Origin of the sequence: Agromyces sp. Root1464, assembly GCF_001427265.1 — a bacterium.
GTDB lineage: Bacteria > Actinomycetota > Actinomycetes > Actinomycetales > Microbacteriaceae > Agromyces > Agromyces fucosus.
Window position 1 is genome coordinate 114,182 of the sequence record NZ_LMFU01000002.1, and the last position, 22,565, is coordinate 136,746.

A 22,565-nucleotide genomic window follows, 5' to 3' on the forward strand; every position below is an offset into this window, starting at 1 on the left:
GTCGTGGGCGCGCTGCTCGTCGTCTGGAACATTCTCTACCTGCTGCTGCTCATCTACTTCTTCGTGATGTGGGGGCGGTTCGTGCTGGATCTCGTGCGCACCTTCAACCGGTCATGGCGTCCTCGCGGCGCCTGGCTGGTGGTCGTGGAGGCCGTCTACAGCCTCACCGATCCACCCGTGCGGTTCTTCCGGCGGCTCGTGCCGCCGATCCGCATCGGCCAGGTCGCATTGGATCTGGGGTGGAGTCTGGCCATGCTCGTCGTGATCGTCGCGATGACCGTGGTGTCCTTTCTGCAGCAGGCGGCAGCGATGCCCGCCTGATGATCTCCTGCGAGGGATGAGGTCGAGACGATCGGCACTCACGACTCTGAGGATGTCTTTGCTACCGTTAGCTGAACGTGATCGAACAGTTCGACAGATTTGAGGGTGGAAAGCCATGGCGCTAACTCCGGAAGATGTGGTCAACAAGCGCTTCCAGGCGACGAAGTTCCGGGAAGGCTACGACCAAGACGAGGTCGACGACTTCCTCGACGAGGTCGTGGTGGAGCTTCGTCGACTGAACGGGGAGAACGAGGAACTGCGTCAGCGGTTGTCCGCGGCCGAGGCCCGTGCTGCGGAGGCCGCCAAGGCTCCCGCCGCCGCTGCGCCGGCAGCTGCCGCGGTCTACACCGAGCCGGCGGCTCCGCCGCCCACGGTCGCGGTGCCGATGCAGCAGCCCGCGTCGCAGCAGTCGGACTTCGACGAGCAGGCGAGCACGACGAACCTCCTGCAGCTCGCGCGTCGACTGCACGAGGAGCACGTCCGCGAGGGCGTCGAGAAGCGCGATGCGCTCATCGCCGAGGGCCACGCCACTGCGGCGCGCGTCGTCGCCGAGGCCGAGGCCAAGCAGCGCGCCCAGATCGGCGTGCTCGACCAGGAGCGCGTCGCACTCGAGAAGCGCGTCGACGAGCTCCGGGTCTTCGAGCGCGACTACCGTGCGAAGCTGAAGAACTACATCGAGGGTCAGCTCCGCGAGCTCGACACCGCAGCGCCGGTGCAGGTCACCGGCAACCAGGGCTTCTCGTCGCCGGTCGGCGCATCGGGCCTGCCCGCTGAGCAGCCTGCACCGACGTTCCAGGGCTTTGGAGGCTGAGCCGGCCGCGAAGGTCGGCTCCGCCACCGCCCTCCTGGTCGTGGCCGGCGCCGCACTCGCGGCGTACGGCCTCGACCAGCTGAGCAAGTTCCTCGTCGTCTCGAACCTCACCGAGGGTGAGATCGTGCCGGTGCTGGGCTCGCTGCTCCAGTGGCAGTTCGTGCGCAACCCGGGAGCGGCATTCTCGCTCGCGAGCGGCATGACGTGGATCTTCACGATCCTCGCGGCCGGCGTCATCACCTTCATCGTGTGGTTCGCCCGGCGCATCCGCTCGATCGCCTGGGCCGTCGTCTTCGGGCTCCTGCTCGGCGGCGTGCTCGGCAACCTGACCGACCGGCTCTTCCGGGAGCCGTCGTTCGGCCTCGGCCACGTGGTCGACTTCATCTCGACACCGTGGCTCATCCCGGCGATCTACAACATCGCCGACATCGCGATCGTGTCGAGCATGGTGCTCTTCATGATCCTCACCATCCGCGGCATCGGGCTCGACGGCTCGCGCGAGCTGCGGCCGGCGAAGCGCGATTCGGCGGAGTCCGTGCAGCGCGACGCACCCGCCGCCGCCGAGGGCGACGCACCGCTTCGCGAAGCCGCGTCCGGAGCCTGATGGAGCACCGTTCCTTCCCCGTTCCCGACGGGCTCGAGGGCTCGCGCGTCGACGCCGGTCTCGCGAAGCTCCTGGGGTTCTCGCGCACCCTTGCGGCCGACATCGCCTCGGCCGGCGGCGTGTCGCTCGACGGTGCATCCGTCGACAAGTCCGACCGGCTCCGCGCCGGCGCCTGGCTCGAAGTGAGCTGGGAGGAGCCGCGCGGCCTCACGATCGACCCGATCGCCGTGCCCGACCTCGGCATCATCCACGACGACGACGACCTCGTGGTGGTCGACAAGCCGGCCGGCGTCGCCGCGCATCCCTCGGTGGGCTGGAACGGTCCGACCGTGGTGGGGGCGCTCGCGGCCGCGGGCTTCCGCATCTCGACCTCCGGGGCCTCCGAGCGCCAGGGCGTCGTGCACCGCCTCGATGCGGGCACCAGCGGCCTCATGGTCGTGGCGAAGTCGGAGCGCGCCTATACCGAGCTGAAGCGCCAGTTCCACGACCGCGAGGTCGAGAAGATCTACCACGCGGTCGTGCAGGGCCACCCCGACCCGCTCGCCGGCACGATCGACGCGCCGGTCGGCCGCCATCCCCGCTCCGAATGGAAGTTCGCGGTGACCGCCGAGGGCAAGCACGCCGTCACCCACTACGAGACCATCGAGGCCTTCCCGTACGCGTCGCTCCTCGAGGTGCACCTCGAGACGGGCCGCACGCACCAGATCCGGGTGCACATGGCCGCACAGCGCCATCCGTGCGCGGGAGACTCGATGTACGGAGCCGACCCGACGCTCTCCGCGAAGCTCGGCCTCGAGCGGCAGTGGCTCCACGCCAAGCAGCTCGCCTTCGCCCATCCCGCCGACGGCGCCTGGACGACCTTCGTGTCGGAGTACCCGGCCGACCTCGCGCACGCGCTCGACGTGCTCCGCGGCGACTGAAGCAGCACCGATCGCGCGCGCAGGGGCCGGGCGTCGCCCGGTCGCCGTAGACTTTTCGAAGACCCCCGAAACACACTCGCCGTACCCGATGAGGAGCCCAGTGGCCACCGATTCCTTCGTCCACCTGCACGTGCACAGCGAGTACTCGATGCTCGACGGCGCCGCCAGGGTGGGGGAGCTCATCCAGGCCGCGAAGGGCGAGGGGATGCCCGCGGTCGCGATCACCGACCACGGCAACGTGTTCGGCGCGTACGACTTCTGGAAGCAGGCCACCGACGCCGGCATCAAGCCGATCATCGGCACCGAGGCCTACATCACGCCGGGCACGGCACGCGGCGACAAGACCCGCATCAGGTGGGGCAACGGCGGTGGCGACGACGTCTCGGGCTCGGGCGCCTACACGCACATGACGCTGCTCTCGGAGACGACCGAGGGCATGCACAACCTCTTCCGCCTCTCGAGCCGCGCCTCGATCGAGGGCTACTACTTCAAGCCGCGCATGGACCGCGAGCTGCTGTCGATGTACTCGAAGGGTCTCATCGCGACGACCGGCTGCCCGTCGGGCGAGGTGCAGACGCGACTCCGGCTCGGCCAGTACGACGAGGCCGTCAAGGCGGCTTCCGACTTCCGCGACATCTTCGGCAAAGAGAACTACTTCGCCGAGATCATGGACCACGGGCTCGGCATCGAGCGCCGCATCATGGAGGACCTGCACCGGCTCGCGAAGGACCTCGCGCTGCCGCTCGTGGCCACGAACGACCTGCACTACACGCACGCCGCCGACGCGAAGAGCCACGCCGCCCTGCTCTGCGTGCAGTCGGGCTCGACGCTCGACGACCCCAACCGGTTCAAGTTCGACGCCGACGAGTTCTACCTGAAGACCGCCGCCGAGATGCGGCACGTGTTCCGCGACTACCCCGAGGCGTGCGACAACACCCTGCTCATCGCCGAACGCGCCGACGTGAAGTTCAACACGAACGCCAACTACATGCCGCGCTTCCCGGTGCCCGAGGGCGAGAGCGAAGACACCTGGTTCGTGAAGGAGGTCGACCGCGGCCTCGCGGTTCGCTACCCCAACGGCATCCCCGCCGAGGTGCGCAAGCAGGCCGACTACGAGGTCGGCGTCATCCTGCAGATGGGCTTCCCCGGCTACTTCCTCGTGGTCGCCGACTTCATCAACTGGTCGAAGAACAACGGCATCCGAGTGGGCCCGGGCCGTGGTTCCGGCGCCGGCTCGATGGCGGCGTACGCGATGCGCATCACCGACCTCGACCCGCTGCAGCACGGCCTCATCTTCGAGCGGTTCCTGAACCCCGACCGCGTCTCGATGCCCGACTTCGACGTCGACTTCGACGAGCGTCGTCGCGGCGAGGTCATCAGGTACGTGACCGAGAAGTACGGTGACGAGCGCGTCGCCCAGATCGTGACCTACGGCACGATCAAGGCGAAGCAGGCGCTGAAGGACTCCGGCCGCGTGCTCGGCTTCCCGTTCTCGATGGGCGAGAAGCTCACGAAGGCGATGCCGCCCGCGGTGATGGGCAAAGACATCCCGCTCACGGGCATCTTCGACTCGAAGCATCCGCGATACAAAGAGGCCTCCGACATCCGGGCCATCGTCGAGACCGATCCCGAGGCGAAGACGGTCTTCGAGACGGCGCTCGGCCTCGAGAACCTGAAGCGGCAGTGGGGCGTGCACGCTGCCGGCGTGATCATGTCGAGCGATCCGCTCGTCGACATCATCCCGATCATGAAGCGCGAACAAGACGGTCAGATCGTCACGCAGTTCGACTACCCGGCGTGCGAGTCGCTCGGCCTCATCAAGATGGACTTCCTGGGGCTGCGCAACCTCACGATCATCGACGACGCCCTCGACAACATCGAGGCCAACCGCGGGCATCGACCCGTGCTCGAAGACCTCGCGCTCGACGACCAGGGGGCATACGACCTCCTGGCGCGAGGCGACACGCTCGGCGTCTTCCAGCTCGACGGCGGCCCGATGCGATCGTTGCTCCGCCAGATGAAGCCCGACAACTTCGAGGACATCTCGGCCGTCATCGCGCTGTATCGACCCGGGCCGATGGGTGCGAACTCGCACATCAACTACGCCCTGCGCAAGAACGGCCTGCAGGAGATCACGCCGATCCACCCCGAGTTCGCGGAGTCGCTCCGCGAGATCCTCGACACGAGCTACGGCCTGATCATCTATCAGGAGCAGGTCATGGCGATCGCGCAGAAGGTGGCCGGGTTCTCGCTCGGCCAGGCCGACATCCTGCGCCGGGCGATGGGCAAGAAGAAGAAATCGGAGCTCGACAAGCAGTACGAGGGCTTCTCGGGCGGCATGAAGGCGAACGGCTATTCGGATGCCGCGATCCAGAAGCTCTGGGAGATCCTGCTCCCGTTCTCGGACTACGCGTTCAACAAGGCGCACTCGGCTGCGTACGGGGTCCTCAGCTACTGGACCGCGTATCTGAAGGCGCACTACCCGGCCGAGTACATGGCGGCCCTGCTCACGAGCGTCGGCGACGCGCGCGACAAGCTCGCGCTCTACCTCAACGAGTGCCGCCGCATGGGCATCAAGGTGCTGCCGCCCGACGTGAACGAATCGATCGGGTACTTCGCCGCCGTCGGCGAAGACATTCGCTTCGGACTCGGCGCGGTGCGGAACGTCGGCTTCAACGTCGTCGACGCGATCCGTGCGGCGCGTGACGCGAAGGGCCGGTTCGAGTCGTTCCACGACTTCCTGAAGAAGTCACCCCTGCCGGTGGCGAACAAGCGCACGGTAGAGTCACTCGTGAAGGCGGGTGCGTTCGACTCTCTCGGACACACGCGCCGCTCGCTCGTCGAGATCCACGAAGGCGCGGTCGAGTCGGTCGTGAAGGAGAAGCGGGCCGAAGAGGTCGGCGACTTCGGCTTCGACTTCGACAGCCTGTTCGACGACGACGAGCGGGATGCCGCGCCGTCGCTCGTGCCCGCCCGCCCCGAGTGGCCGAAGAAGCAGAAGCTGGCCTTCGAACGAGAGATGCTGGGGTTGTACGTGTCGGAGCATCCGCTCGACGGACTCGAAGTGTCGCTCGCGAAGCACGCGTCGACGTCGATCCTCGATCTCACCACGTCGGATTCCACGCAGGATGCCGACACCGTCACGGTGGCCGGCCTCGTCACGAGCGTGCAGCATCGCATCGCGAAGGCCTCCGGCAACCAATACGGCATGATCACGGTCGAGGACTTCTCGGGCGAGATCACGGTGATGTTCATGGGCAAGGCGTACCAGGAGTTCGCGCCCGGCCTGCAGGCCGATTCGATCGTCGTCGTGCGCGGGCGGGTCAGCATGCGCGACGACGGCATGAACCTGCATGCCTACAGCGTGTTCACGCCTGAGATCGGCCAAGACGAGGAATCCGGCATCGTGAAGATCACGTTGCCCGACCAACGGGCGACGCAGGAGACGACCGAGGCGTTGCGAGACGTGCTCGTTCGCCATCGCGGGGAGACCGAGGTCCGGATCACGCTGACGAAGGGCCGCGTCGGTCGCGTCTTCGAGGTGGGGCAGTACCCGGTCAAGGTGACCGCCGACCTCTACGGAGAGCTGAAGAGCCTGCTCGGCCCGAACTGCCTCGTATGACGACGACCGGGAGCGTGTGCTGACGGCTCGGTAGTCTGGAGGCATCATGCTGCGCACCATCGATCTCCGCGGAACCCGACCGACGACCGCAGGGCTCCTCGCCCTCGTGCCCCGGGCCGCGACCGACGTCGCGGCGGCGCTCGACGCCGCCCGCTCGATCATCGACGAGGTGCGCGAGCACGGCGAGTCGGCGCTGCTCGACCAGGCGGAGCGCTTCGACGGCGTTCGTCCGGCCGGCGTGCGCGTGCCGGCCGATGAGCTGGCCGCGTCGCTCGATGGGCTCGCCCCCGAGATCCGTGCGGCGGCGCTTCAGACGATCGAGCGGGTCCGTGCCGCGAGCGAGGCGCAGGTGCCGGCTCCGCAGGTCACTCGTCTCGCGCCGGGTGCCGTCGTCGAGCAGCGCTGGCAGCCGGTCGCACGCGTCGGCCTCTACGTTCCGGGCGGCAAGGCGGTCTACCCGTCGAGCGTGATCATGAACGTCGTGCCGGCGCAGGTCGCGGGTGTGCGCTCGATCGCCCTCGCGTCGCCGCCGCAGTCGGAGTTCGGCGGACGAATCCACCCGACGATCGCGGGCATCGCGGCGCTCCTCGGCATCACCGAGGTCTACGCGATGGGCGGCGCCGGGGCGATCGGGGCCTTCGCGTACGGCGTCGAAGGCATCGGCCTCGAGCCGGTGCAGCGCGTCACCGGACCGGGCAACGTCTTCGTCGCCGCAGCCAAGCGGGTCGTGCAGAGCGTCACCGGCATCGACGCAGAGGCCGGGCCCACCGACATCCTCGTCATCGCCGACGACAGCGCCGACCCCGACTTCGTCGCAGCCGACCTCGTGAGCCAGGCGGAGCACGACGAGCTCGCCGCTGCGGTGCTCGTCACCGACTCGGCAGGCCTGGCGGCCCGAGTGGCCGATCGCCTCGAGGCCCGTGTCGCGGCGACGAAGCACAGTGCGCGCGTGCGCGAGGCGATCGGGGGCGCGCAGTCGGCGCTCGTGCTCGTCGACGACCTCGAGCAGGCGGCCGACTTCGCGAACGCCTTCGGCCCGGAGCACCTCGAGATCCAGGTGCGCGACGTCGACGCGACGCTCGCACGCATCGAGAACGCCGGGGCCATCTTCGTGGGCCCGTTCTCCCCGGTGAGCCTCGGCGACTACGCGGCCGGTTCGAACCACGTGCTGCCGACCGGCGGCCAGGCGCGCCACGCGGCGGGCCTGTCTGCGGCCACGTTCCTGCGACCGCAGCAGGTCGTGCGCTACGACGAGCCGGCGCTCCGAGAGGTGGCGCCGGTGATCGCCGCGCTCTCGACCGAGGAGGACCTGCCCGCCCACGGCGAGGCCGTCACCGCCCGTTTCGGGGGCTGAGTCGACGCGGTCGCCGGCCTCCGATTCAGCACGCGGTCGGCGCCGCCTCGATCGCCGCCCCGAGGGCCGCCGCTAGGCTGGGAGCACCATGTACTGTCCCTTCTGCCGTCACCCCGACTCCCGTGTCATCGACTCCCGCACGAGCGACGACGGGCTCTCGATCCGCCGCCGCCGTCAGTGCCCAGAGTGCGGCCGCCGGTTCTCGACGACCGAGACGGCGAGTCTCGTCGTCATCAAGCGTTCGGGCGTGGTCGAGCCGTTCAGCCGCGAGAAGGTCGTGCTCGGCGTGCGAAAGGCCTGCCAGGGGCGCCCGGTGACCGACTCCGACCTCGCAGTGCTCGCGCAGAAGGTCGAGGAGACGATCCGCTCGACGGGTGCCTCGCAGATCGAGGCGAACGACATCGGGCTCGCGATCCTGCCGCCGCTGCGCGAGCTCGACGAGGTCGCCTACCTCCGCTTCGCGAGCGTCTACCAGGCGTTCGACTCGCTCGACGATTTCGAGTCGGCGATCGATCAGCTCCGAGAAGAGCACGGCCGTCTCCCGGCGCGACCGGTCGAGTGAGGTCGGCCCGGTCGCTCCCACTCCGGTAGCCTGAGGCGCGATGTATCGACTTCTCTTCAGCGCCGTCCTCTCCCACATGGACCCCGAGGACGCGCACCACCTCGCGTTCCGAGTGATCCGTGCACTGCCAACGCTGGGCTTCGGCACGCTCGTCGAGCGTTTCACGGCGCCCGACCCCTCGCTCGCCGTCGAGACGCTCGGTCTGCGCTTCCCGTCGCCCTTCGGCGTCGCCGCGGGATTCGACAAGGACGGGTTCGCGGTTCGCGGTCTCGGCAACCTCGGGTTCGGCCACGTCGAGGTCGGCACGATCACGGCGGTCGCGCAGCCGGGCAACCCCCGTCCGCGGCTCTTCCGCCTCGTCGGCGACCGCGCGCTCGTGAACCGCATGGGCTTCAACAACGGCGGGGCGGATGCCGCAGCCGGCCGTCTCTCGCGACTGTCGCGCCGCCGCGACCGTCCGGTGCTCGGCGTCAACATCGGAAAGAGCCGGGTCACCGCCGTCGAAGACGCGGTCGCCGACTACGAACGGAGCGCCCGCGTGCTGGCTCCGTTCGCCGACTACCTCGTGGTGAACGTGAGCTCGCCGAACACCCCGGGGCTGCGCGGCCTGCAGGAGATCGACTCGCTCGCGCCGCTCCTCGAGGCGGTGCGCGCCGCCGCGGGCGACACCCCGCTCCTCGTGAAGATCGCGCCCGACCTCGACGACGCCGAGATCGTGCGCATCTGCGAGCTCGTCGGGCGACTCGGCCTCGACGGCATCATCGCGACGAACACGACGATCTCCCGCGAGGGGCTGAAGGCCGAGGCATCCGTCATCGAAGCCATCGGTGCCGGCGGCCTCTCAGGAGCGCCGCTCGCCGTGCGGTCGCTCGAAGTGCTGCGACTCATCCGCGCCCAGGTGCCGGCGGAGCTCTGCGTCGTCTCGGTCGGCGGCGTCGAGACCGCCGCCGACGTGCAGGACCGGCTCGACGCCGGAGCCACGCTCGTGCAGGGCTACTCGGCGTTCATCTACCGTGGCCCGTTCTGGGCGAGGCAGGTCAACCGCGGCCTCGCGAGGTTCGCGCGCAGTCGGCGTTCGGCGGTCGCCGCGTAGCGAGCCGGCACGCAGGCGGGAGCCCGACCCGGCGGTCACCGGTCTCCGGTCGTCGGTCGGCCTGAGCTTCAGAGTACGCCGAGTTCGGCGAGACGGTCGGCGATCGCCGATCCGTCGTTCGCCGACACCCAGGGCAGTCCCGAGTCGTGCTGCTCGCCCTTCGTGCGTCCGCCGGCGAGAACCGCCTCTCCTTTGGAGAGGCGGCGGATCGCGACGGCGGCGACCTTGTCGGGGTGCTCCATGGCGAATCGCTCGTAGTGCTCCTCGTCGTGCTGGCCGTCGTCGCCGATCAGGAGCCAGCGCACGTCGGGGAACTCCTCGGCGAGTCGCCGGAGGTTCTCCTGCTTGTGCTCCCGGCCGCTCCGGAACCACCGGTCGTGGGTGGGGCCCCAATCGGTGAGCAGCAGAGGCCCGGCCGGGTAGAGGTTGCGCGAGAGGAACCGGGTGAGGGTCGGAGCGACGTTCCAGGCACCCGTGGAGAGGTAGATGACGGGGGCGCCGGGGTGGGAGCGCACGAGGCGCTCGAACAGCACCGCCATGCCGGGGGTCGGGATGCGGGCGTGCTCGTCGAGCACGAAGGTGTTCCAGAACGCCACGAGCGGCCGGGGGAGCGCTGTGACCATCACGGTGTCGTCGACGTCGGAGATGATGCCGAAGCGAACATCGGGCCCGACGATCCAGATCGGCGCTTCGACCGGCTCGGAGCCCTCTGTGTGCAGCGTGACGCGATGCCAGCCGGGTTCGAGCGAGACGGGAACCTTGGTGTCGACGACGCCGCCACGATCGGCGAGCACCTCGATGCGCGTGCCGCCGACCTCGATCACCACGGGGACGCCGCCGACGGGCACGCTCGTGAAGCTGCGCCATCCGCGGATGCCCTGCTCGCCCCTGCGGCGACGGCGCTTCGACGTCTCATCGGGGTCGACCGGCTTCGCGAGCAGCACACGGCAGAGCACGCGCACCCACTCGGTGGATCCGTAGCCGGTGTACGGCACGATGGTCGGCTGGTGGCCGCGGCGCCGCGCCCAGCGTTCGCGGATGTCGTGCACCCAGTCTTCGAGGCGCGCGGCACGATGCCGGACCTGGCGCTCTCGTTGTCCGGCCGGAAGGGGGGAGCTCGCCGGCATCCACTCAGTCTGTCATGCGTCGACACCGACCCGCGAAACATGCCCGGAGTTGGTCGGATCACCCGTGCCGCTCCGGGTAGAGTGGACGGGCAACTGAGGAGGTTCCGTGCCGAATGTCGACCTGATCCTGGGGGCCGATCCGAGCCGGAGACGCTCGATCCGCACCGAGCCGACCCAGCGACGCAGTACGCAGCGCCTCGACGCCCTGCTCGATGCCGCCGCGGAGATCGTCGACGAGTCCGGGTTCGAGCGACTGACGACGCAGATGGTCGCCGAGCGCGCGGGCGCCTCCATCGGCACGGTCTACCGCTACTTCCCCGATCGCGTCGCCGTGCTGTACGCGCTCCGCGAGCGCTCGGTCCGACGCTTCCGCGAACGCATCGCCGACGACCTCGTCGACATCGACCTTGCCAACTGGTGGCACCTCATGGACGTGGCAATCGACGCCTGCGCCGCGATGTACCGCGATGAGCCGGGCTTCAGCGTCGTGCATGCCGCGCGCCGCGAGACTCCCGAAGACGACATCGAGCCCGAGCTCGCCCACCGTCTGGCGCGCCTCATCGAAGCCGAGTTCGGCGGCGACGACCTCGACCTCGCCGAGCTGCGGTTCCGCCTCGGCGTCTCGATCGAGCTCGGCGACGCGCTCATCAGCCGCGCCTTCGAGCGTGACGAGGCCGGCGACGACCGCTACCTCGCCGAGGCGAAGCGACTCGTGCACGACTACCTCGCCGAGCACCTCGGCGCCGCGCGCAGCGCGAGCACCGCCGCCTGAGCTGACCTCCGAGGCCGACGCGCCGCGTCGCGTTCGTTGCCTCGGCACGTGAATGGTGTTTGGCTGGTAGCCGGTTCGGCGAGCGCCGAGCGTGGAATGAGGCAGCATGATCGAGTTCCGTGGCGTCACCAAGCAGTTCCCCGACGGCACCGTGGCGGTGGCAGGGGTCGACATCGTCGTGCCGCCGCGCAAGACGACCGTGTTCGTCGGGTCCTCGGGATCCGGGAAGACCACGCTCCTGCGCATGATCAACCGCATGGTCGATCCGACCGGCGGGCAGGTACTGATCGACGGCACGGATGTCGCGACGCTCGAGCCCGTCGCCCTGCGCCGCAGCATCGGCTACGTGATGCAGAATTCGGGGCTCCTGCCGCATCGCAAGGTGATCGACAACGTCGCCACGGTGCCGATGCTCCGCGGCGAGAAGAAGGCGGCAGCGCACGCCCGGGCGCTCGAACTGCTCGACACGGTCGGGCTCGACCGATCGCTCGCCGACAAGTACCCGAGCCAGCTCTCAGGAGGACAGCAGCAGCGGGTGGGTGTCGCACGCGGGCTCGCGGTGGACCCCAACATCCTGCTCATGGACGAGCCGTTCGGCGCCGTCGACCCGATCGTGCGGTCGGAGTTGCAGCAGGAACTGCTGCGCCTGCAGGGCGAGCTGGGCAAGACCGTCGTCTTCGTCACGCACGACATCGACGAGGCGTTCCTCCTCGGCGATCAAGTGGTGATCATGCAGCAGGGCGGGCAGATCTCGCAGGCCGCCTCGCCGGCCGAGATCCTCGCGAATCCCGCCGACGACTTCGTCGCGGATTTCGTCGGCGCGAATCGCGGCAAACGGGCGCTGCACGTGACCGAGGTCGACGGCCGCAGGCTCGTCGTCGATGCCGACGGCCGCCCGGCTGGAGTGCTCGCCTCGTGAACTGGCTCTGGTCGAACCTCGACCTGGTCGGTGAGCTGACGCTGACGCACCTGGCATTGTCGGTGCCCGCGATCATACTGAGCTTCGTGATCTCCGTTCCGATCGGATGGCTCGCGCACCGCTACCGGTGGTCGCGGGGCACGCTGCTCGCGCTCTGCGGCCTGCTCTACGCGATCCCGTCGCTCGCGCTGCTCATCGCACTCCCGGTCGTCACGGGGCTGCGGACCACCAACCCGATCAATCTCGTGATCGCGCTGACGCTGTACGGCATCGCCGTGATCGTGCGCACGGCCGCCGATGCCTTCGACGCGGTCGAGCCCGACGTGCGGCAGTCGGCGACCGCGATCGGCTATTCGCCGGCCGGCCGGTTCTGGGGCGTCGAGCTGCCGCTCGCGGGCCCCGTGCTGCTTTCGGGGCTGCGCGTCGTGATCGTGAGCACCGTGAGCCTCGCGACGATCGGCGCCGTCATCGGCGTGCAGAGCCTCGGCAGCCTCTTCACCGACGGCCTCCAGCGCAATATCCAGGCCGAGATCGTCACAGGCATCGTTCTCACCATGGCGCTGGCGATCGGCCTCGACTGGGCGAGTGTCGCGATCGGCCGGCTGCTCATGCCGTGGTGGCGGCCGAGCACGGCCGTTCGGCGTCGAACCCTCGAACGCGTCGAGCGGGTGGACGCCGCATGAACCTCCTCCTCGAGGCGATCGCCTGGATCTTCGATCCCGCCAACTGGACCGGGGCCGGGAGCATCCCCGAGCGCATCATGCAGCATCTCGCGATCTCGGCGACCGTGCTCGTGATCGCCTCGCTGATCGCCTTGCCCATCGGCATGTTCGTCGGGCACACGGGTCGTGGCAAAGATGGCGCGGTCACGGTGTCGGGCGGGCTGCGTGCGCTGCCGACGCTCGGCCTCCTCACACTCCTCGGGCTGTCGATCGGCATCGGCCTGCAGGCACCGATCATCGCCTTGGTCGTCCTCGCACTGCCGCCGTTGCTCGCCGGCGCCTACGCGGGGCTCGAGTCCGTCGATCGTCGCACGGTCGATGCCGCACGGGCGATGGGCATGCGTGAGCGGCAGGTCATCGGCAAGGTCGAATTGCCACTCGGCATGCCGATCATCGTCGGCGGCATCCGTTCGGCGACCCTGCAGATCGTGGCGACCGCGACGCTGGCCGCCTACATCGCCGACGACGGCCTCGGCCGCTTCATCTTCGCCGGCCTCAAGACCCGCGACTACGCCGAGATGCTCGGCGGCTCGATCCTCGTGATCCTGCTCGCCCTCGCGATCGACGGTCTCTTCGCGATCATCCAGCGCCTCGTCGTGCCCGCCGGTGTGCGGGCGACAAGGACCAGAGAGCTCCGCTCGCGGCCGACCCGGCCCCGGGCGGTCGTGGGGCAACCCATCACCGAAGGGAATCGAGAATGAACTCCGCAGGAAAAGGCCGGCTGCTCGCACTCGCAGCAGTCGCGGTCGGGGCGACAGTGGCCCTGGCAGGGTGCGCGTCGGGCGATCCGCTGGACAGCGGATCGGGCACCGACGACGCGTCGTCGGACACGATCGTCGTCGGTTCGCAGGACTACTACTCCAACGAGATCATCGCCGAGATCTACGCGCAGGCGCTCGAGGCCAACGGCTTCACGGTCGAGACGCAGCCTCGCATCGGGCAGCGTGAGGTCTACATCCCCGAGATCGAGGCGGGTGAGATCGACGTCTTCCCCGAGTACACGGGCAACCTGTTGCAGTACTACGTGCCCGACACGACGGCAACCACGAGCGACGACGTCTACGCCGAGCTCGAGACATCGCTGCCCGAGGGGCTGCGCGTGCTCGACCAGTCGCCCGCGACCGACCAGGACTCCTACAACGTGACGAAGGAGTTCTCCGAGGCGAACGGCGTGACGAGCCTCGCCGACCTCGCGAAGGTCACGACCCCGCTGACGCTCGGCGGCAACTCCGAGCTCGAGACGCGCCCCTACGGACCGGCCGGCCTGAAAGAGGTCTACGGCGTCGAGGTCGGGTTCACGCCGATCGAAGACAGCGGTGGCCCGCTGACCATCAAGGCGCTCGAAGACGGGCAGGTGCAGCTCGTCAACATCTACAGCGCGAACCCCGCGATCTCGACGAGCGACCTCGTGACGCTCGAAGACCCCGAGGGGCTCTTCCTCGCCTCGAACGTCGTGCCCGTGGTGAGCGAGAAGGTCACCGACGAGATGGCCGACGTCATCAACACGGTGAGCAAGGCCCTCACCGCTGAAGACCTCGTCGCGCTCAACGCGTTGAGCGTCGACGAGCAGCAGTCGGCCGACCAGATCGCGAAGGACTGGCTCGCCGAGAAGTCGCTGTTCTAGCGGTTCACGTCGAGGTTCGAGGGGTCGGATGCCGCGGCATCCGGCCCTTCGCCGTCGTCGCGCGCCTCGGCGCTCCCGTCAGACGGCACCGTTGCCGGGGCATCCGTCTCGGTCATGTGCTTGGCCTCCGAACGCACGAGGAGCTTCTTGACGCCCCAGGCGGCGGCGAGGAAGAGCGCGATCACCCCGACGAACAGGTAGCCCGCCCAGTGCAGTTCGCGGCTCAGTTCGCGGTAGCTGCCGGCCGCGAGCCAGCCGACGGTCACGTATGAGAAGGCCCAGATGACGCAGGCGGGAATGGTCCACGCCATGAACTTGCGGTATCGCATGGAGCTCATTCCGACCGTGAGCGGAATGAGCGAGTGCAGCACGGGCAGGAAACGGGAGATGAAGACCGCGGGGCCGCCGCGGCGGTCGAGGTAGCGCTCGGCGCGTGCCCAGTTCTCGTCGCCGATCTTGCGTCCGACCCACGACCGGTGGATGTGCGGGCCGAACCAGCGCCCGAGTGCGAAGCCGATGCTCTCGCCGATGAGGGCGCCGATGATGACGGTGACCGTGAGGGCGAAGTACTCGCCGACGCCGCCGACCGCGGTCGAGGCGACGATCACGATCGTGTCGCCGGGCACGACGAGGCCGATGAGCACGGAGGTCTCGAGCAGCATTCCCAGCCCGGCGAGCAGGGTGCGGGCGATCGGGTCGACAGCCTGGACGGTGTCGAGGATCCAGTCGAGGATCTCGTTCATCGTTCGAGCGTAGCGAGGCGCCCTGAACGACGACATCAGACCGCAGGCTGATTCGGCGGCGGGGTGGCTCGTACCGGGGTCGGGGTCAGGCTCGTGGTCGGGGGATCAGGCGACCACGCCGAGGGTGGCGAGCAGGGCGGCGATCGGCACGGCGACGATGATCGCCGCGGTCCACACGACGGCGGAGGCCGTCAGCGGGCCAGAGGGTCGCTGCGGTTCGCCGAGGCGGGCGAGTCTCGCCTCGAGCATCGAGACGTCGGGAACGACGCCGCCGGAGTCGGCATAGGCACCGGGCTCGCCGCCGCTGCCCACTTGCAGCATTGCACGGCGCAGGGCGTCGTCGTCGGCCTCGCGTCGTGCTCGATCGTCGGCGAGCATCTCCGCGAGGAGCACGACTGAACGCTCGGCCCGGTTGGCGATGGGGAACCAGGGCAGTGAGCTGTGCCAGGCGCGGAACGCGAGGAGGACGAGATGGTGCAACTGGTCGAGGTGCGCGCGTTCGTGCGCGATCACGGCTCGCAGCTCCGCTTCGTCGAGGGCGTCGATGAGGCCGTCGGTGAGCACGGTCGCGGTGCGGATGCCCGGCACGCAGTAGGCGAGGGGAACGGGGTGGGCGAGCACGCGGGTTCTCGGCTGACCGGGCATCGGATCGCTGAGCAGGTCGATGAGCTGATGCTGACGGCGACGTTCGCGCTCGGCACGCACGGCGGTCAGCGCGAGGTTGAGCGCGAGGTGCAGCGCAAGCCCGGCGGCGAGCGTGAGCGCCGCGACGTGCACGACTCCGAACTCGGGGGGAATCGGTCCCGTGAAGAGATGGGGGAGAAGCGCCTCAGCCGCACCGAGCAGCGATCCGGCCGGGGAAGCGCCGAAGACGAGCAGGCAGCCGATCATCGACAGGCCGCCGCCGAGGGCGATCGCCTGCCAGAGCGCGAGGGCGATCGCAGGGGAGTGCGCGGGCCAGGCCGCGCGCGACAGCATGAGGGGGATCGGCCAGGCGAGCAGGAGGGCGAACCCGCCGAGCAGTACCGCGACGGCGAACATGATCAGGAGGCGACCATGGTCAGGAGCGGGAGAGGTCGTCGAGCAGGCGTCGAAGCGTCGCGGCCTCGCCGGCGCTCACCGTGCCGACGAATCTGGCGAGCGCGGCATCGCGGTCGCTGGCGCGGTCGAGCACTTCGTGCATGAGCTCGGCGGTGTGCTCTTCACGGGTGAGGAGCGCGCGGTAGCGGTGCGGGCGGGTCTCTCTCGCGCGCGTGACGAACCCCTTGCGCTCGAGTCGCGACAGCACGGTCAGCACGGTGGTCGTCGCGACGGCGCGGCCGGGCTCGTCGTCGCTCAGGGCGAGGGCGTCGCGCAGCTCGTTGGCCGTGAGCGCGGCGTCGCGCGACCACAGCACCTCCATCACGGAGCGCTCCAGTTCGCCGAGACTCGCCATATCTCCAGACTACCGTCCAAGAGCGAAATGTTCTACGCTCTGTAGAAGAACGTTCTACGACGTGTAGAACGAGACGGCATCACAACGCGATCGCGTGTGAAAGGGGCATCCGTGAACGAGCTGCTGGACCCGCTGCTGCTCGCCCGATGGCAATTCGGGCTCACCACCGTGTACCACTTCCTGTTCGTTCCGATCACGATCGGCCTCGCGACGTCCACCGCCGTCTTCCAGACCGCGTGGTTCCGCACCGGCAAGCTCGAGTACCTGAAGATCACGAAGTTCTTCGGCACGATCTTCCTCATCAACTTCGCCATGGGCGTCGTGACGGGCATCGTGCAGGAGTTCCAGTTCGGCATGAACTGGTCGGAGTACTCGCGCTTCGTCGGCGACGTGTTCGGGGCCCCGCTCGCGCTCGAGGGCCTGCTCGCCTTCTTCTTCGAAGCGACCTTCATCGGCCTCTGGATCTTCGGCTGGGACAAGCTGCCCCGCGGCATCCACCTCGCGACGATCTGGTGCACCGCCATCGGCTCGATCGCGTCGGCGTACTTCATCATCGCGGCGAACGCCTTCATGCAGAACCCGGTCGGTTACGAGATGAACGTCGAACGCGGTCGTGCAGAGCTCGTCGACATCGGCGCACTCCTCACCAATCCGGTGGCGCTCGCGGCGTTCCCGCACACGATCGCCGCGAGCTTCATGGTGGCGGCCGGCCTCATCATCAGCGCAGCCGCCTGGCACCTCGCCCGCAACCAGCACCTCGACTCGATGCGCCCCGCGCTGAAGTTCGGCCTCTGGGTGATGGTGGGTTCCGGCATCCTCACGACCCTCTTCGGCGACCAGCTCAGCCTCGCCATGGTGGCGACGCAGCCCATGAAGATGGCGGCCGCCGAGGCGACCTACAACACCGTCTGCGGTGCGGATGCCTCGTTCTCGCTGTTCACCCTCGGCACCCCCGACGGCTCGAGCGAGCTCTTCTCGATCCGCGTGCCCTACCTGCTCTCGTTCCTGTCGACGCACACCTTCGACGGCTGCGTGGAGGGCATCAACGACCTGCAGGCGCAGTACCAGGAGCTCTACGGTCCCGGCGACTACGCGCCGATCATCTGGGTCACGTACTGGGCGTTCCGCTGGATGATCGGGCTCGGCCTCGCTCACGTGCTCGTCGCCGTCGTCGGCCTCTGGCTCACCCGCAAGGGCCGCATGCCCAAGCAGGCCTGGATCTGGAAGGTCGCGATCTGGAGCTTCCCGCTCTCGCTCGCCGCGATGATCGTCGGGTGGATCTTCACCGAGATGGGCAGGCAGCCCTGGATCGTCTTCAGCCTGCTCCCCACCGAATCGGCGGTCTCGCCGAACGTGACCGGGCTCGAGGTGCTGATCTCCCTCGTGGCGTTCACCCTGATCTACGGCGCACTCGCCGTCGTCGAGGTGCGTCTCATCATCCGGGCCATCAAGAAGGGGCCGCCGGAGCTCGGCGAACCCGATCCCGAAACCGGCCGCGTCGAACCCGCCACGACGGTCTACTAGGAGGACACCCCATGGATCTCACCGTGCTCTGGTTCTGGATCGTCGCCTTCATGTTCGTCGGCTACTTCGTACTCGACGGCTTCGACTTCGGCGTCGGCATGTCCCTGCCGTTCCTCGGGAAGGACGAGACCGATCGTCGCGTGCTCATCAACACGATCGGGCCCGTCTGGGACCTCAACGAGACGTGGGTGATCGTCGCGGGCGCCTCGCTCTTCGCGGCGTTCCCCGAGTGGTACGCCACGCTCTTCTCCGGGTTCTACCTCGCGCTGCTGCTCATCCTGCTCGCACTCATCGCTCGCGGCGTCTCCTTCGAGTACCGCCACCAGCGACCCGAGTCGCGCTGGAAGAAGTGGTTCGACGGCATGATCGTGGTCGGCTCGGCGGTGCCGGCACTGCTCTGGGGCGTCGCCTTCGCCAACATCGTGCAGGGGGTGCCGCTCGATGCGGATCACAACTACACCGGTACGCTCTTCGACCTGCTGAACCCGTACGCGCTGCTCGGAGGCGTCACGACGCTGCTGCTCTTCTTCACCCACGGCGTCGTGTTCGCGTCGCTGAAGACCGAGGGGGAGCTGCGCGAGCGGGCACGGCGGCTCGCCGCGAGGTCGGGGCTCATCACGATCGTCGTCGCGGCACTCTTCCTCCTCTGGACCGGCCTCGCGTTCGGCACGTTCTGGTTCTGGATCCTCGCGGTCGCCGCAGCCGTGGCGCTCATCGGCGGATGGCTCGCGAATCGGCGCGGTGCCGAGGGCATCGCCTTCACCCTGCTCGCCGTCACGGTCGCCGCCGCGGTACTGTCGCTCTTCGCGGCGCTGTTCCCCGACGTGATGCCCGCCTCCAACGACCCGGCGAACAGCCTCACGATCGTGAACGCCTCGAGCACGACGTACACGCTCACCGTCATGAGTTGGGTGGCCGTGGTCTTCCTCCCGCTGGTGCTGCTGTACCAGGGGTGGACGTACTGGGTCTTCCGCAAGCGCGTCACGCGCGCGTCGATCGAGGCGGCAGCGCACTAGGTGAAGCCGCTCGATCCGCGCCTCCTTCGCCGCTCCCGCGCCGCTCGCGGCTTCCTCGCCGCGGGCGGTGCCCTCGCCCTCGTCCAGAGTGCCGCGATCGTGGCGTTCGCATGGGCGCTGGCATCCCTCGTCACCGGGTTCATCGACGGAATGGCGATGCCCGATGCCGTACCGCTCCTTGTGCTGCTCGTCGCCGCGGCATCCGTTCGCGCCGTCGCCGCGTGGCTCTGGGACGTCGTGGGGTCGGCCGGTGCCACCCGGGTCAAGGCGGAGCTCCGGAGCGAACTGCTCCTGGCGCTCGAGGCGCGGCCCGAGGGTCTTCCCGACTTTCCCACGGCGCGGATCGCGACGCTGCTCGGTCCCGGCCTCGACGCCCTCGACGCCTACTTCGGGCAGTACCTGCCGCAGCTCGTGTCGACGATCGTCGTCACGCCGATCCTCATCGCGATGGCGTGGGTCGCCGATCCGCTCTCGGGGCTCGTGCTCGTGATCGTGCTGCCGCTCATCCCCGTGTTCATGGCGCTCATCGGCATGGCCACCGAGGCCGTGCAGCGTCGCCAGTGGGAGAGCCTCGCCTCGCTCTCGCGTGGGTTCCTCGAGGTCGTCGGCGGTCTGTCGACGCTGCTGCTCTTCCGCAGGGCCGAGCGCCAGACCGCCAGGATCAGGGCGGTCACCGACGACTATCGCTCGCACACCATGAAGGTGCTGCGCATCACGTTCCTCTCGGGCTTCACCCTCGAGTTCGCCGCGAGCCTGTCGGTGGCGCTCGTCGCGGTCTCGATCGGCCTTCGGTTGGTCGCGGGCGACATGCTGCTGATCGCGGGCCTCTTCGTGCTGGTGCTCGCGCCCGAGGTCTTCCTGCCGCTCCGGAACGTCGGTGCCGCGTTCCACGCCTCGACCGAGGGCGTCGCCGCTTCGGCCGACGCGTTCGATCTGCTCGACGCCGCGGAACGGGCGGTTCGCGCTCCGGCGCGCGCGTCCGCGGTCGCCCCGGCCGACCAGGCGAACGAGGGCGCGGATGCCGCGGGCGGGCTGCACCTCCGAGGCATCCGGGTCATGCGGGGCGACCGGGCCGTGATCGACGGCCTCGACCTCGATGCAGCTCGCGGCGAACTCGTCGCGGTGACGGGGGAGAGCGGCTCGGGCAAGTCGAGCCTGTTCGCGGCGCTCCTCGGCTTCGTGCCGCTCGAGGGCGTCGCGCGGCTCGACGGGGCGGTGGTCGGCGGCCCCGGCCACGGAGCCCCAACAGGTGCCGACGCGAGCGGTCGGTCGCGGATCGCGTGGTCGGGCCAGACGCCGGCGCTCCTCGCCGGGACGATCGCCTCGAACGTGCGACTCGGCGAGGAGGGCGCCGACCCCGGGCTCTGCACGCGCGCGTGCCGGCTCGCGGGTGTTGAACTCGACCCCCAGCTGCGCCTCGGACCCGGCGGGTCGGGCCTCTCGGGGGGCCAAGCGCAGCGTGTCGCGACCGCCCGGGCGATCCATCGACTGCTCGCGCGCGACGCCTCGCTGCTGCTCCTCGACGAACCGAGCTCGGCGCAGGACGAGTACCGCGAGGCGGCGCTCGGCGATGCCCTGCTCGAGCTCGCCGCCGAGGGACGCATCGTCGTGGTGTCGTCCCACCGAGCAGCACTCGCCGGCCGCGCCGATCGTGTCATCGAGCTGGAGCCCGCACATGTCTGATCCCGCCCGCGAAATGCTTCGTCGCGCCGTCCCGAGCCCGCGCCGGCTCCTGCCTGCCGTGCTCTTCGGCATCGGCTCAGCAGGCTCGAGCATCGTGCTGCTCGCGTGCTCGGCATGGCTGATCGCGCGTGCCGCCGAGCAGCCGCCGGTGCTCTACCTGTCGGTGGCGATCGTCGGCGTGCGGGCGTTCGCCCTCGGGCGCTCGGTCTTCCGGTACCTCGAGCGGCTGAGCGGCCACGACGCGTCGTTCAGGCAGCTCGCCATGATCCGCGCGAACGTGTTCGAGCGCATGCTCCCGATCGCACCCGACGGCATCGCGGCGACGCGTCGCGGCGACCTGCTCGATCGCTTCGTGAGCGACGTCGACGAGCTGCAGAACGTGCCGCTGCGGGCGGTGCAGCCGCTCGTGAGCGCGGCGATCGTGCTCGTGGCGGCCGTCGTCGGCATGGGGTTCCTCGCGCCCGAGTCGGCGATCGCCGTGCTGATCTGCCTGGCCGTCGGCATCGGCGTGGCGCTCCTCGTGCAACAGCGGGCGCTCGTCCATGCCGAACGCACGACGGCCCCCCTCCGCGGCGACCTCCAGGCGGCGATCGTCGAGCACGTGCAGGCTCTCGACGTGCTCGTCGCCTTCGACGCCGCGGGCGCCGGGCGGCGCCGCATCGACGCGCTCGGCGCCCGGTATGCCGCGGCGACCCGCTCGCGTGCGGCGGCGACCGGTGTCGCGGCGGCGGCGATGAGCGCGATCGGCGGCTTCGCCGTGGCCGCGAGCCTCGCCGCCGCCGTGCCGCTCCTGCAGGGCGGCCGCATCGACGGTCCGACCTTCGCGGTGCTCTGCCTCGTGCCGCTCGCGATCGCCGAGGTCGCGACGGCGGTGCCGCTCGCGGCGTCGTCGCTCCGGCTCGCGCGCGCCAGCGCCGCCCGGGTCGCGAGTGCCGTGCCCGACTCCGTGCCGGCCGGCATCCCGATCATGCCGACATCGCCTGCGGCACCGCCCAGCGGTGGTGCGCCGCCGATGGTCGAGTTGCGCGGAGTGCAGGCGAGCTGGCCGGCGCTCGTGAACACCGACGGCACGGGCTCCGGCCTGGCCGGCGACGACCGAGGCGCGGCCCTCACCGGTGTCGACCTCGCGATCGCGCCGGGCGAGCGGCTCCTCGTCCGCGGCGGATCCGGAGCGGGCAAGACGACGCTCGCCCACGTGCTCGTGCGCTTCCTCGACTACGAGGGTTCCTATCGTCTCGGCGGTGTCGAGGCTTCGACCCTCGACCCGGCCGACGTGCGCGCCATCGTCGGGCTCGTCGAGCAGCGACCCTGGCTCTTCGATGAAGATGTGCGGCAGAACCTGATCTTCGCTCGCGCCACCGCGACCGACGACGAACTGCTCGAGGTGCTCGAGCGCGTGGGCCTGCGCGAATGGGTCGACGAGCGCGGCGGGCTCGACGCCAGGGTGGGAGAGCGCGGCGCGCTCGTCTCGGGCGGACAGGCGCAGCGATTGGCCCTGGCCCGGGCGATGCTCGCGCGCTTCCCGGTGCTCGTGCTCGATGAGCCCACGGCGAGCGTCGATCCGGCACGGGCCGACGCGCTGCTCCGCGACTTGACCGATGCCGCGAGCCGCTCGGGCAGCAGCGTCGTGCTCATCTCGCACGCGCCCGTCGACCCTTCGCTCGTCGATCGTGTCGTGACGATCGAAGACGGTCGCCTGCCGGCGATCTAGGC

21 protein-coding genes are annotated in these 22,565 nt (G+C 69.5%); 17 read left to right on the forward strand and 4 right to left on the reverse strand.

The genetic code is table 11. From position 1 onward, the window contains the following. The first annotated feature begins 3 nt into the window (after positions 1-3). From ASD23_RS06365 to ASD23_RS06400, 8 genes are all read left to right on the forward strand, one after another. Positions 4-321: a YggT family protein gene (locus tag ASD23_RS06365; RefSeq protein WP_115958214.1), complete on the forward strand. Its 318-nt coding sequence runs from the start codon at positions 4-6 to the stop codon at positions 319-321. A 115-nt stretch (positions 322-436) separates the two neighbouring features. Then, on the forward strand, positions 437-1,132 hold the full coding sequence (locus ASD23_RS06370) for a DivIVA domain-containing protein (protein WP_082571278.1): 696 nt from the start codon (positions 437-439) through the stop codon (positions 1,130-1,132). Then, on the forward strand, positions 1,122-1,736 hold the full coding sequence (lspA, locus tag ASD23_RS06375; RefSeq protein WP_115958212.1) for a signal peptidase II: 615 nt from the start codon (positions 1,122-1,124) through the stop codon (positions 1,734-1,736). The genes ASD23_RS06370 and lspA overlap by 11 nt, the downstream gene beginning before the upstream one ends. Further along, positions 1,736-2,656, forward strand: a complete 921-nt coding sequence (locus ASD23_RS06380; RefSeq protein WP_056008291.1) for an RluA family pseudouridine synthase — start codon at positions 1,736-1,738, stop codon at positions 2,654-2,656. The genes lspA and ASD23_RS06380 overlap by 1 nt, the downstream gene beginning before the upstream one ends. Positions 2,657-2,744: 88 nt before the next feature. After that, a complete protein-coding gene (gene dnaE / locus ASD23_RS06385; RefSeq protein WP_056008293.1) occupies positions 2,745-6,278 on the forward strand; it encodes a DNA polymerase III subunit alpha in 3,534 nt (1,177 codons plus the stop codon). Positions 6,279-6,324: 46 nt separating this feature from the next. Further along, a complete protein-coding gene (hisD, locus tag ASD23_RS06390) occupies positions 6,325-7,632 on the forward strand; it encodes a histidinol dehydrogenase (protein ID WP_056008295.1) in 1,308 nt (435 codons plus the stop codon). 88 nt (positions 7,633-7,720) lie between these two features. Next, positions 7,721-8,194 carry a transcriptional regulator NrdR gene (gene nrdR, locus ASD23_RS06395; protein ID WP_056008298.1) on the forward strand — a complete coding sequence of 158 codons (474 nt, stop codon included), beginning with the start codon at positions 7,721-7,723 and terminating at the stop codon, positions 8,192-8,194. A 40-nt stretch (positions 8,195-8,234) separates the two neighbouring features. Then, on the forward strand, positions 8,235-9,287 hold the full coding sequence (locus tag ASD23_RS06400; RefSeq protein ID WP_056008301.1) for a quinone-dependent dihydroorotate dehydrogenase: 1,053 nt from the start codon (positions 8,235-8,237) through the stop codon (positions 9,285-9,287). Between the two features lie 68 nt (positions 9,288-9,355). Here the strand turns inward: ASD23_RS06400 and ASD23_RS06405 are convergent, their stop codons facing one another. Beyond that, positions 9,356-10,414, reverse strand: coding sequence for an App1 family protein (locus tag ASD23_RS06405; protein WP_056008305.1), 1,059 nt, complete (start codon positions 10,412-10,414; stop codon positions 9,356-9,358). A 106-nt stretch (positions 10,415-10,520) separates the two neighbouring features. Here ASD23_RS06405 and ASD23_RS06410 point away from each other — a divergent pair, with 106 nt between their 5' ends. The 5 genes from ASD23_RS06410 (at position 10,521) to ASD23_RS06430 (ending at position 14,451) form a co-directional block, all read left to right on the forward strand. Continuing rightward, positions 10,521-11,186: a TetR/AcrR family transcriptional regulator gene (locus ASD23_RS06410; RefSeq protein WP_056008307.1), complete on the forward strand. Its 666-nt coding sequence runs from the start codon at positions 10,521-10,523 to the stop codon at positions 11,184-11,186. Positions 11,187-11,292: 106 nt separating this feature from the next. Further along, entirely contained in the window at positions 11,293-12,105 is an 813-nt protein-coding gene (locus ASD23_RS06415; RefSeq protein ID WP_056008310.1) for an ABC transporter ATP-binding protein, read from the forward strand. After that, positions 12,102-12,788 carry an ABC transporter permease gene (locus tag ASD23_RS06420; protein ID WP_056008313.1) on the forward strand — a complete coding sequence of 229 codons (687 nt, stop codon included), beginning with the start codon at positions 12,102-12,104 and terminating at the stop codon, positions 12,786-12,788. The genes ASD23_RS06415 and ASD23_RS06420 overlap by 4 nt, the downstream gene beginning before the upstream one ends. Next, on the forward strand, positions 12,785-13,528 hold the full coding sequence (locus ASD23_RS06425) for an ABC transporter permease (protein WP_056008315.1): 744 nt from the start codon (positions 12,785-12,787) through the stop codon (positions 13,526-13,528). Before ASD23_RS06420 ends, ASD23_RS06425 begins: the two co-directional genes overlap by 4 nt. Beyond that, a complete protein-coding gene (locus ASD23_RS06430) occupies positions 13,525-14,451 on the forward strand; it encodes an ABC transporter substrate-binding protein (RefSeq protein ID WP_056008318.1) in 927 nt (308 codons plus the stop codon). Before ASD23_RS06425 ends, ASD23_RS06430 begins: the two co-directional genes overlap by 4 nt. Here the strand turns inward: ASD23_RS06430 and ASD23_RS06435 are convergent. The 3 genes from ASD23_RS06435 to ASD23_RS06445 form a co-directional block, all read right to left on the reverse strand. After that, the gene (locus ASD23_RS06435; RefSeq protein WP_082571280.1) at positions 14,448-15,194 is read right to left on the reverse strand and encodes a DedA family protein; all 747 of its coding nucleotides are present in this window, start codon (positions 15,192-15,194) and stop codon (positions 14,448-14,450) included. The genes ASD23_RS06430 and ASD23_RS06435 overlap by 4 nt on opposite strands. Positions 15,195-15,299: 105 nt before the next feature. After that, a complete protein-coding gene (locus tag ASD23_RS06440) occupies positions 15,300-16,235 on the reverse strand; it encodes a M56 family metallopeptidase (protein ID WP_056008321.1) in 936 nt (311 codons plus the stop codon). Positions 16,236-16,254: 19 nt separating this feature from the next. Next, the gene (locus tag ASD23_RS06445; RefSeq protein WP_056008324.1) at positions 16,255-16,629 is read right to left on the reverse strand and encodes a BlaI/MecI/CopY family transcriptional regulator; all 375 of its coding nucleotides are present in this window, start codon (positions 16,627-16,629) and stop codon (positions 16,255-16,257) included. Between the two features lie 111 nt (positions 16,630-16,740). Here ASD23_RS06445 and ASD23_RS06450 point away from each other — a divergent pair, with 111 nt between their 5' ends. The 4 genes from ASD23_RS06450 to cydC are packed head-to-tail and all read left to right on the forward strand — an operon-like array spanning position 16,741 to position 22,563. Beyond that, entirely contained in the window at positions 16,741-18,153 is a 1,413-nt protein-coding gene (locus ASD23_RS06450; RefSeq protein WP_056012643.1) for a cytochrome ubiquinol oxidase subunit I, read from the forward strand. Between the two features lie 11 nt (positions 18,154-18,164). Beyond that, positions 18,165-19,169, forward strand: a complete 1,005-nt coding sequence (gene cydB / locus ASD23_RS06455) for a cytochrome d ubiquinol oxidase subunit II (protein WP_056008327.1) — start codon at positions 18,165-18,167, stop codon at positions 19,167-19,169. Further along, on the forward strand, positions 19,170-20,852 hold the full coding sequence (gene cydD / locus ASD23_RS06460; protein WP_056008329.1) for a thiol reductant ABC exporter subunit CydD: 1,683 nt from the start codon (positions 19,170-19,172) through the stop codon (positions 20,850-20,852). Further along, on the forward strand, positions 20,845-22,563 hold the full coding sequence (cydC, locus tag ASD23_RS06465) for a thiol reductant ABC exporter subunit CydC (RefSeq protein ID WP_056008333.1): 1,719 nt from the start codon (positions 20,845-20,847) through the stop codon (positions 22,561-22,563). Before cydD ends, cydC begins: the two co-directional genes overlap by 8 nt. The last annotated feature ends 2 nt before the right edge of the window (positions 22,564-22,565 follow it).

What these genes read in the sequence shown, in the direction of transcription:
- cydB (WP_056008327.1), top strand. Translation starts at nt 18,165, where the DNA reads ATGGATCTCACCGTGCTCTGGTTCTGGATCGTCGCCTTCATGTTCGTC.
- ASD23_RS06445 (WP_056008324.1), bottom strand. Translation starts at nt 16,629, where the DNA reads ATGGCGAGTCTCGGCGAACTGGAGCGCTCCGTGATGGAGGTGCTGTGG.
- ASD23_RS06440 (WP_056008321.1), bottom strand. Translation starts at nt 16,235, where the DNA reads ATGTTCGCCGTCGCGGTACTGCTCGGCGGGTTCGCCCTCCTGCTCGCC.
- ASD23_RS06415 (WP_056008310.1), top strand. Translation starts at nt 11,293, where the DNA reads ATGATCGAGTTCCGTGGCGTCACCAAGCAGTTCCCCGACGGCACCGTG.
- ASD23_RS06405 (WP_056008305.1), bottom strand. Translation starts at nt 10,414, where the DNA reads ATGCCGGCGAGCTCCCCCCTTCCGGCCGGACAACGAGAGCGCCAGGTC.
- ASD23_RS06370 (WP_082571278.1), top strand. Translation starts at nt 437, where the DNA reads ATGGCGCTAACTCCGGAAGATGTGGTCAACAAGCGCTTCCAGGCGACG.
- ASD23_RS06400 (WP_056008301.1), top strand. Translation starts at nt 8,235, where the DNA reads ATGTATCGACTTCTCTTCAGCGCCGTCCTCTCCCACATGGACCCCGAG.
- dnaE (WP_056008293.1), top strand. Translation starts at nt 2,745, where the DNA reads ATGAGGAGCCCAGTGGCCACCGATTCCTTCGTCCACCTGCACGTGCAC.
- ASD23_RS06435 (WP_082571280.1), bottom strand. Translation starts at nt 15,194, where the DNA reads ATGAACGAGATCCTCGACTGGATCCTCGACACCGTCCAGGCTGTCGAC.
- nrdR (WP_056008298.1), top strand. Translation starts at nt 7,721, where the DNA reads ATGTACTGTCCCTTCTGCCGTCACCCCGACTCCCGTGTCATCGACTCC.
- cydC (WP_056008333.1), top strand. Translation starts at nt 20,845, where the DNA reads ATGTCTGATCCCGCCCGCGAAATGCTTCGTCGCGCCGTCCCGAGCCCG.
- hisD (WP_056008295.1), top strand. Translation starts at nt 6,325, where the DNA reads ATGCTGCGCACCATCGATCTCCGCGGAACCCGACCGACGACCGCAGGG.
- ASD23_RS06380 (WP_056008291.1), top strand. Translation starts at nt 1,736, where the DNA reads ATGGAGCACCGTTCCTTCCCCGTTCCCGACGGGCTCGAGGGCTCGCGC.
- ASD23_RS06425 (WP_056008315.1), top strand. Translation starts at nt 12,785, where the DNA reads ATGAACCTCCTCCTCGAGGCGATCGCCTGGATCTTCGATCCCGCCAAC.
- ASD23_RS06430 (WP_056008318.1), top strand. Translation starts at nt 13,525, where the DNA reads ATGAACTCCGCAGGAAAAGGCCGGCTGCTCGCACTCGCAGCAGTCGCG.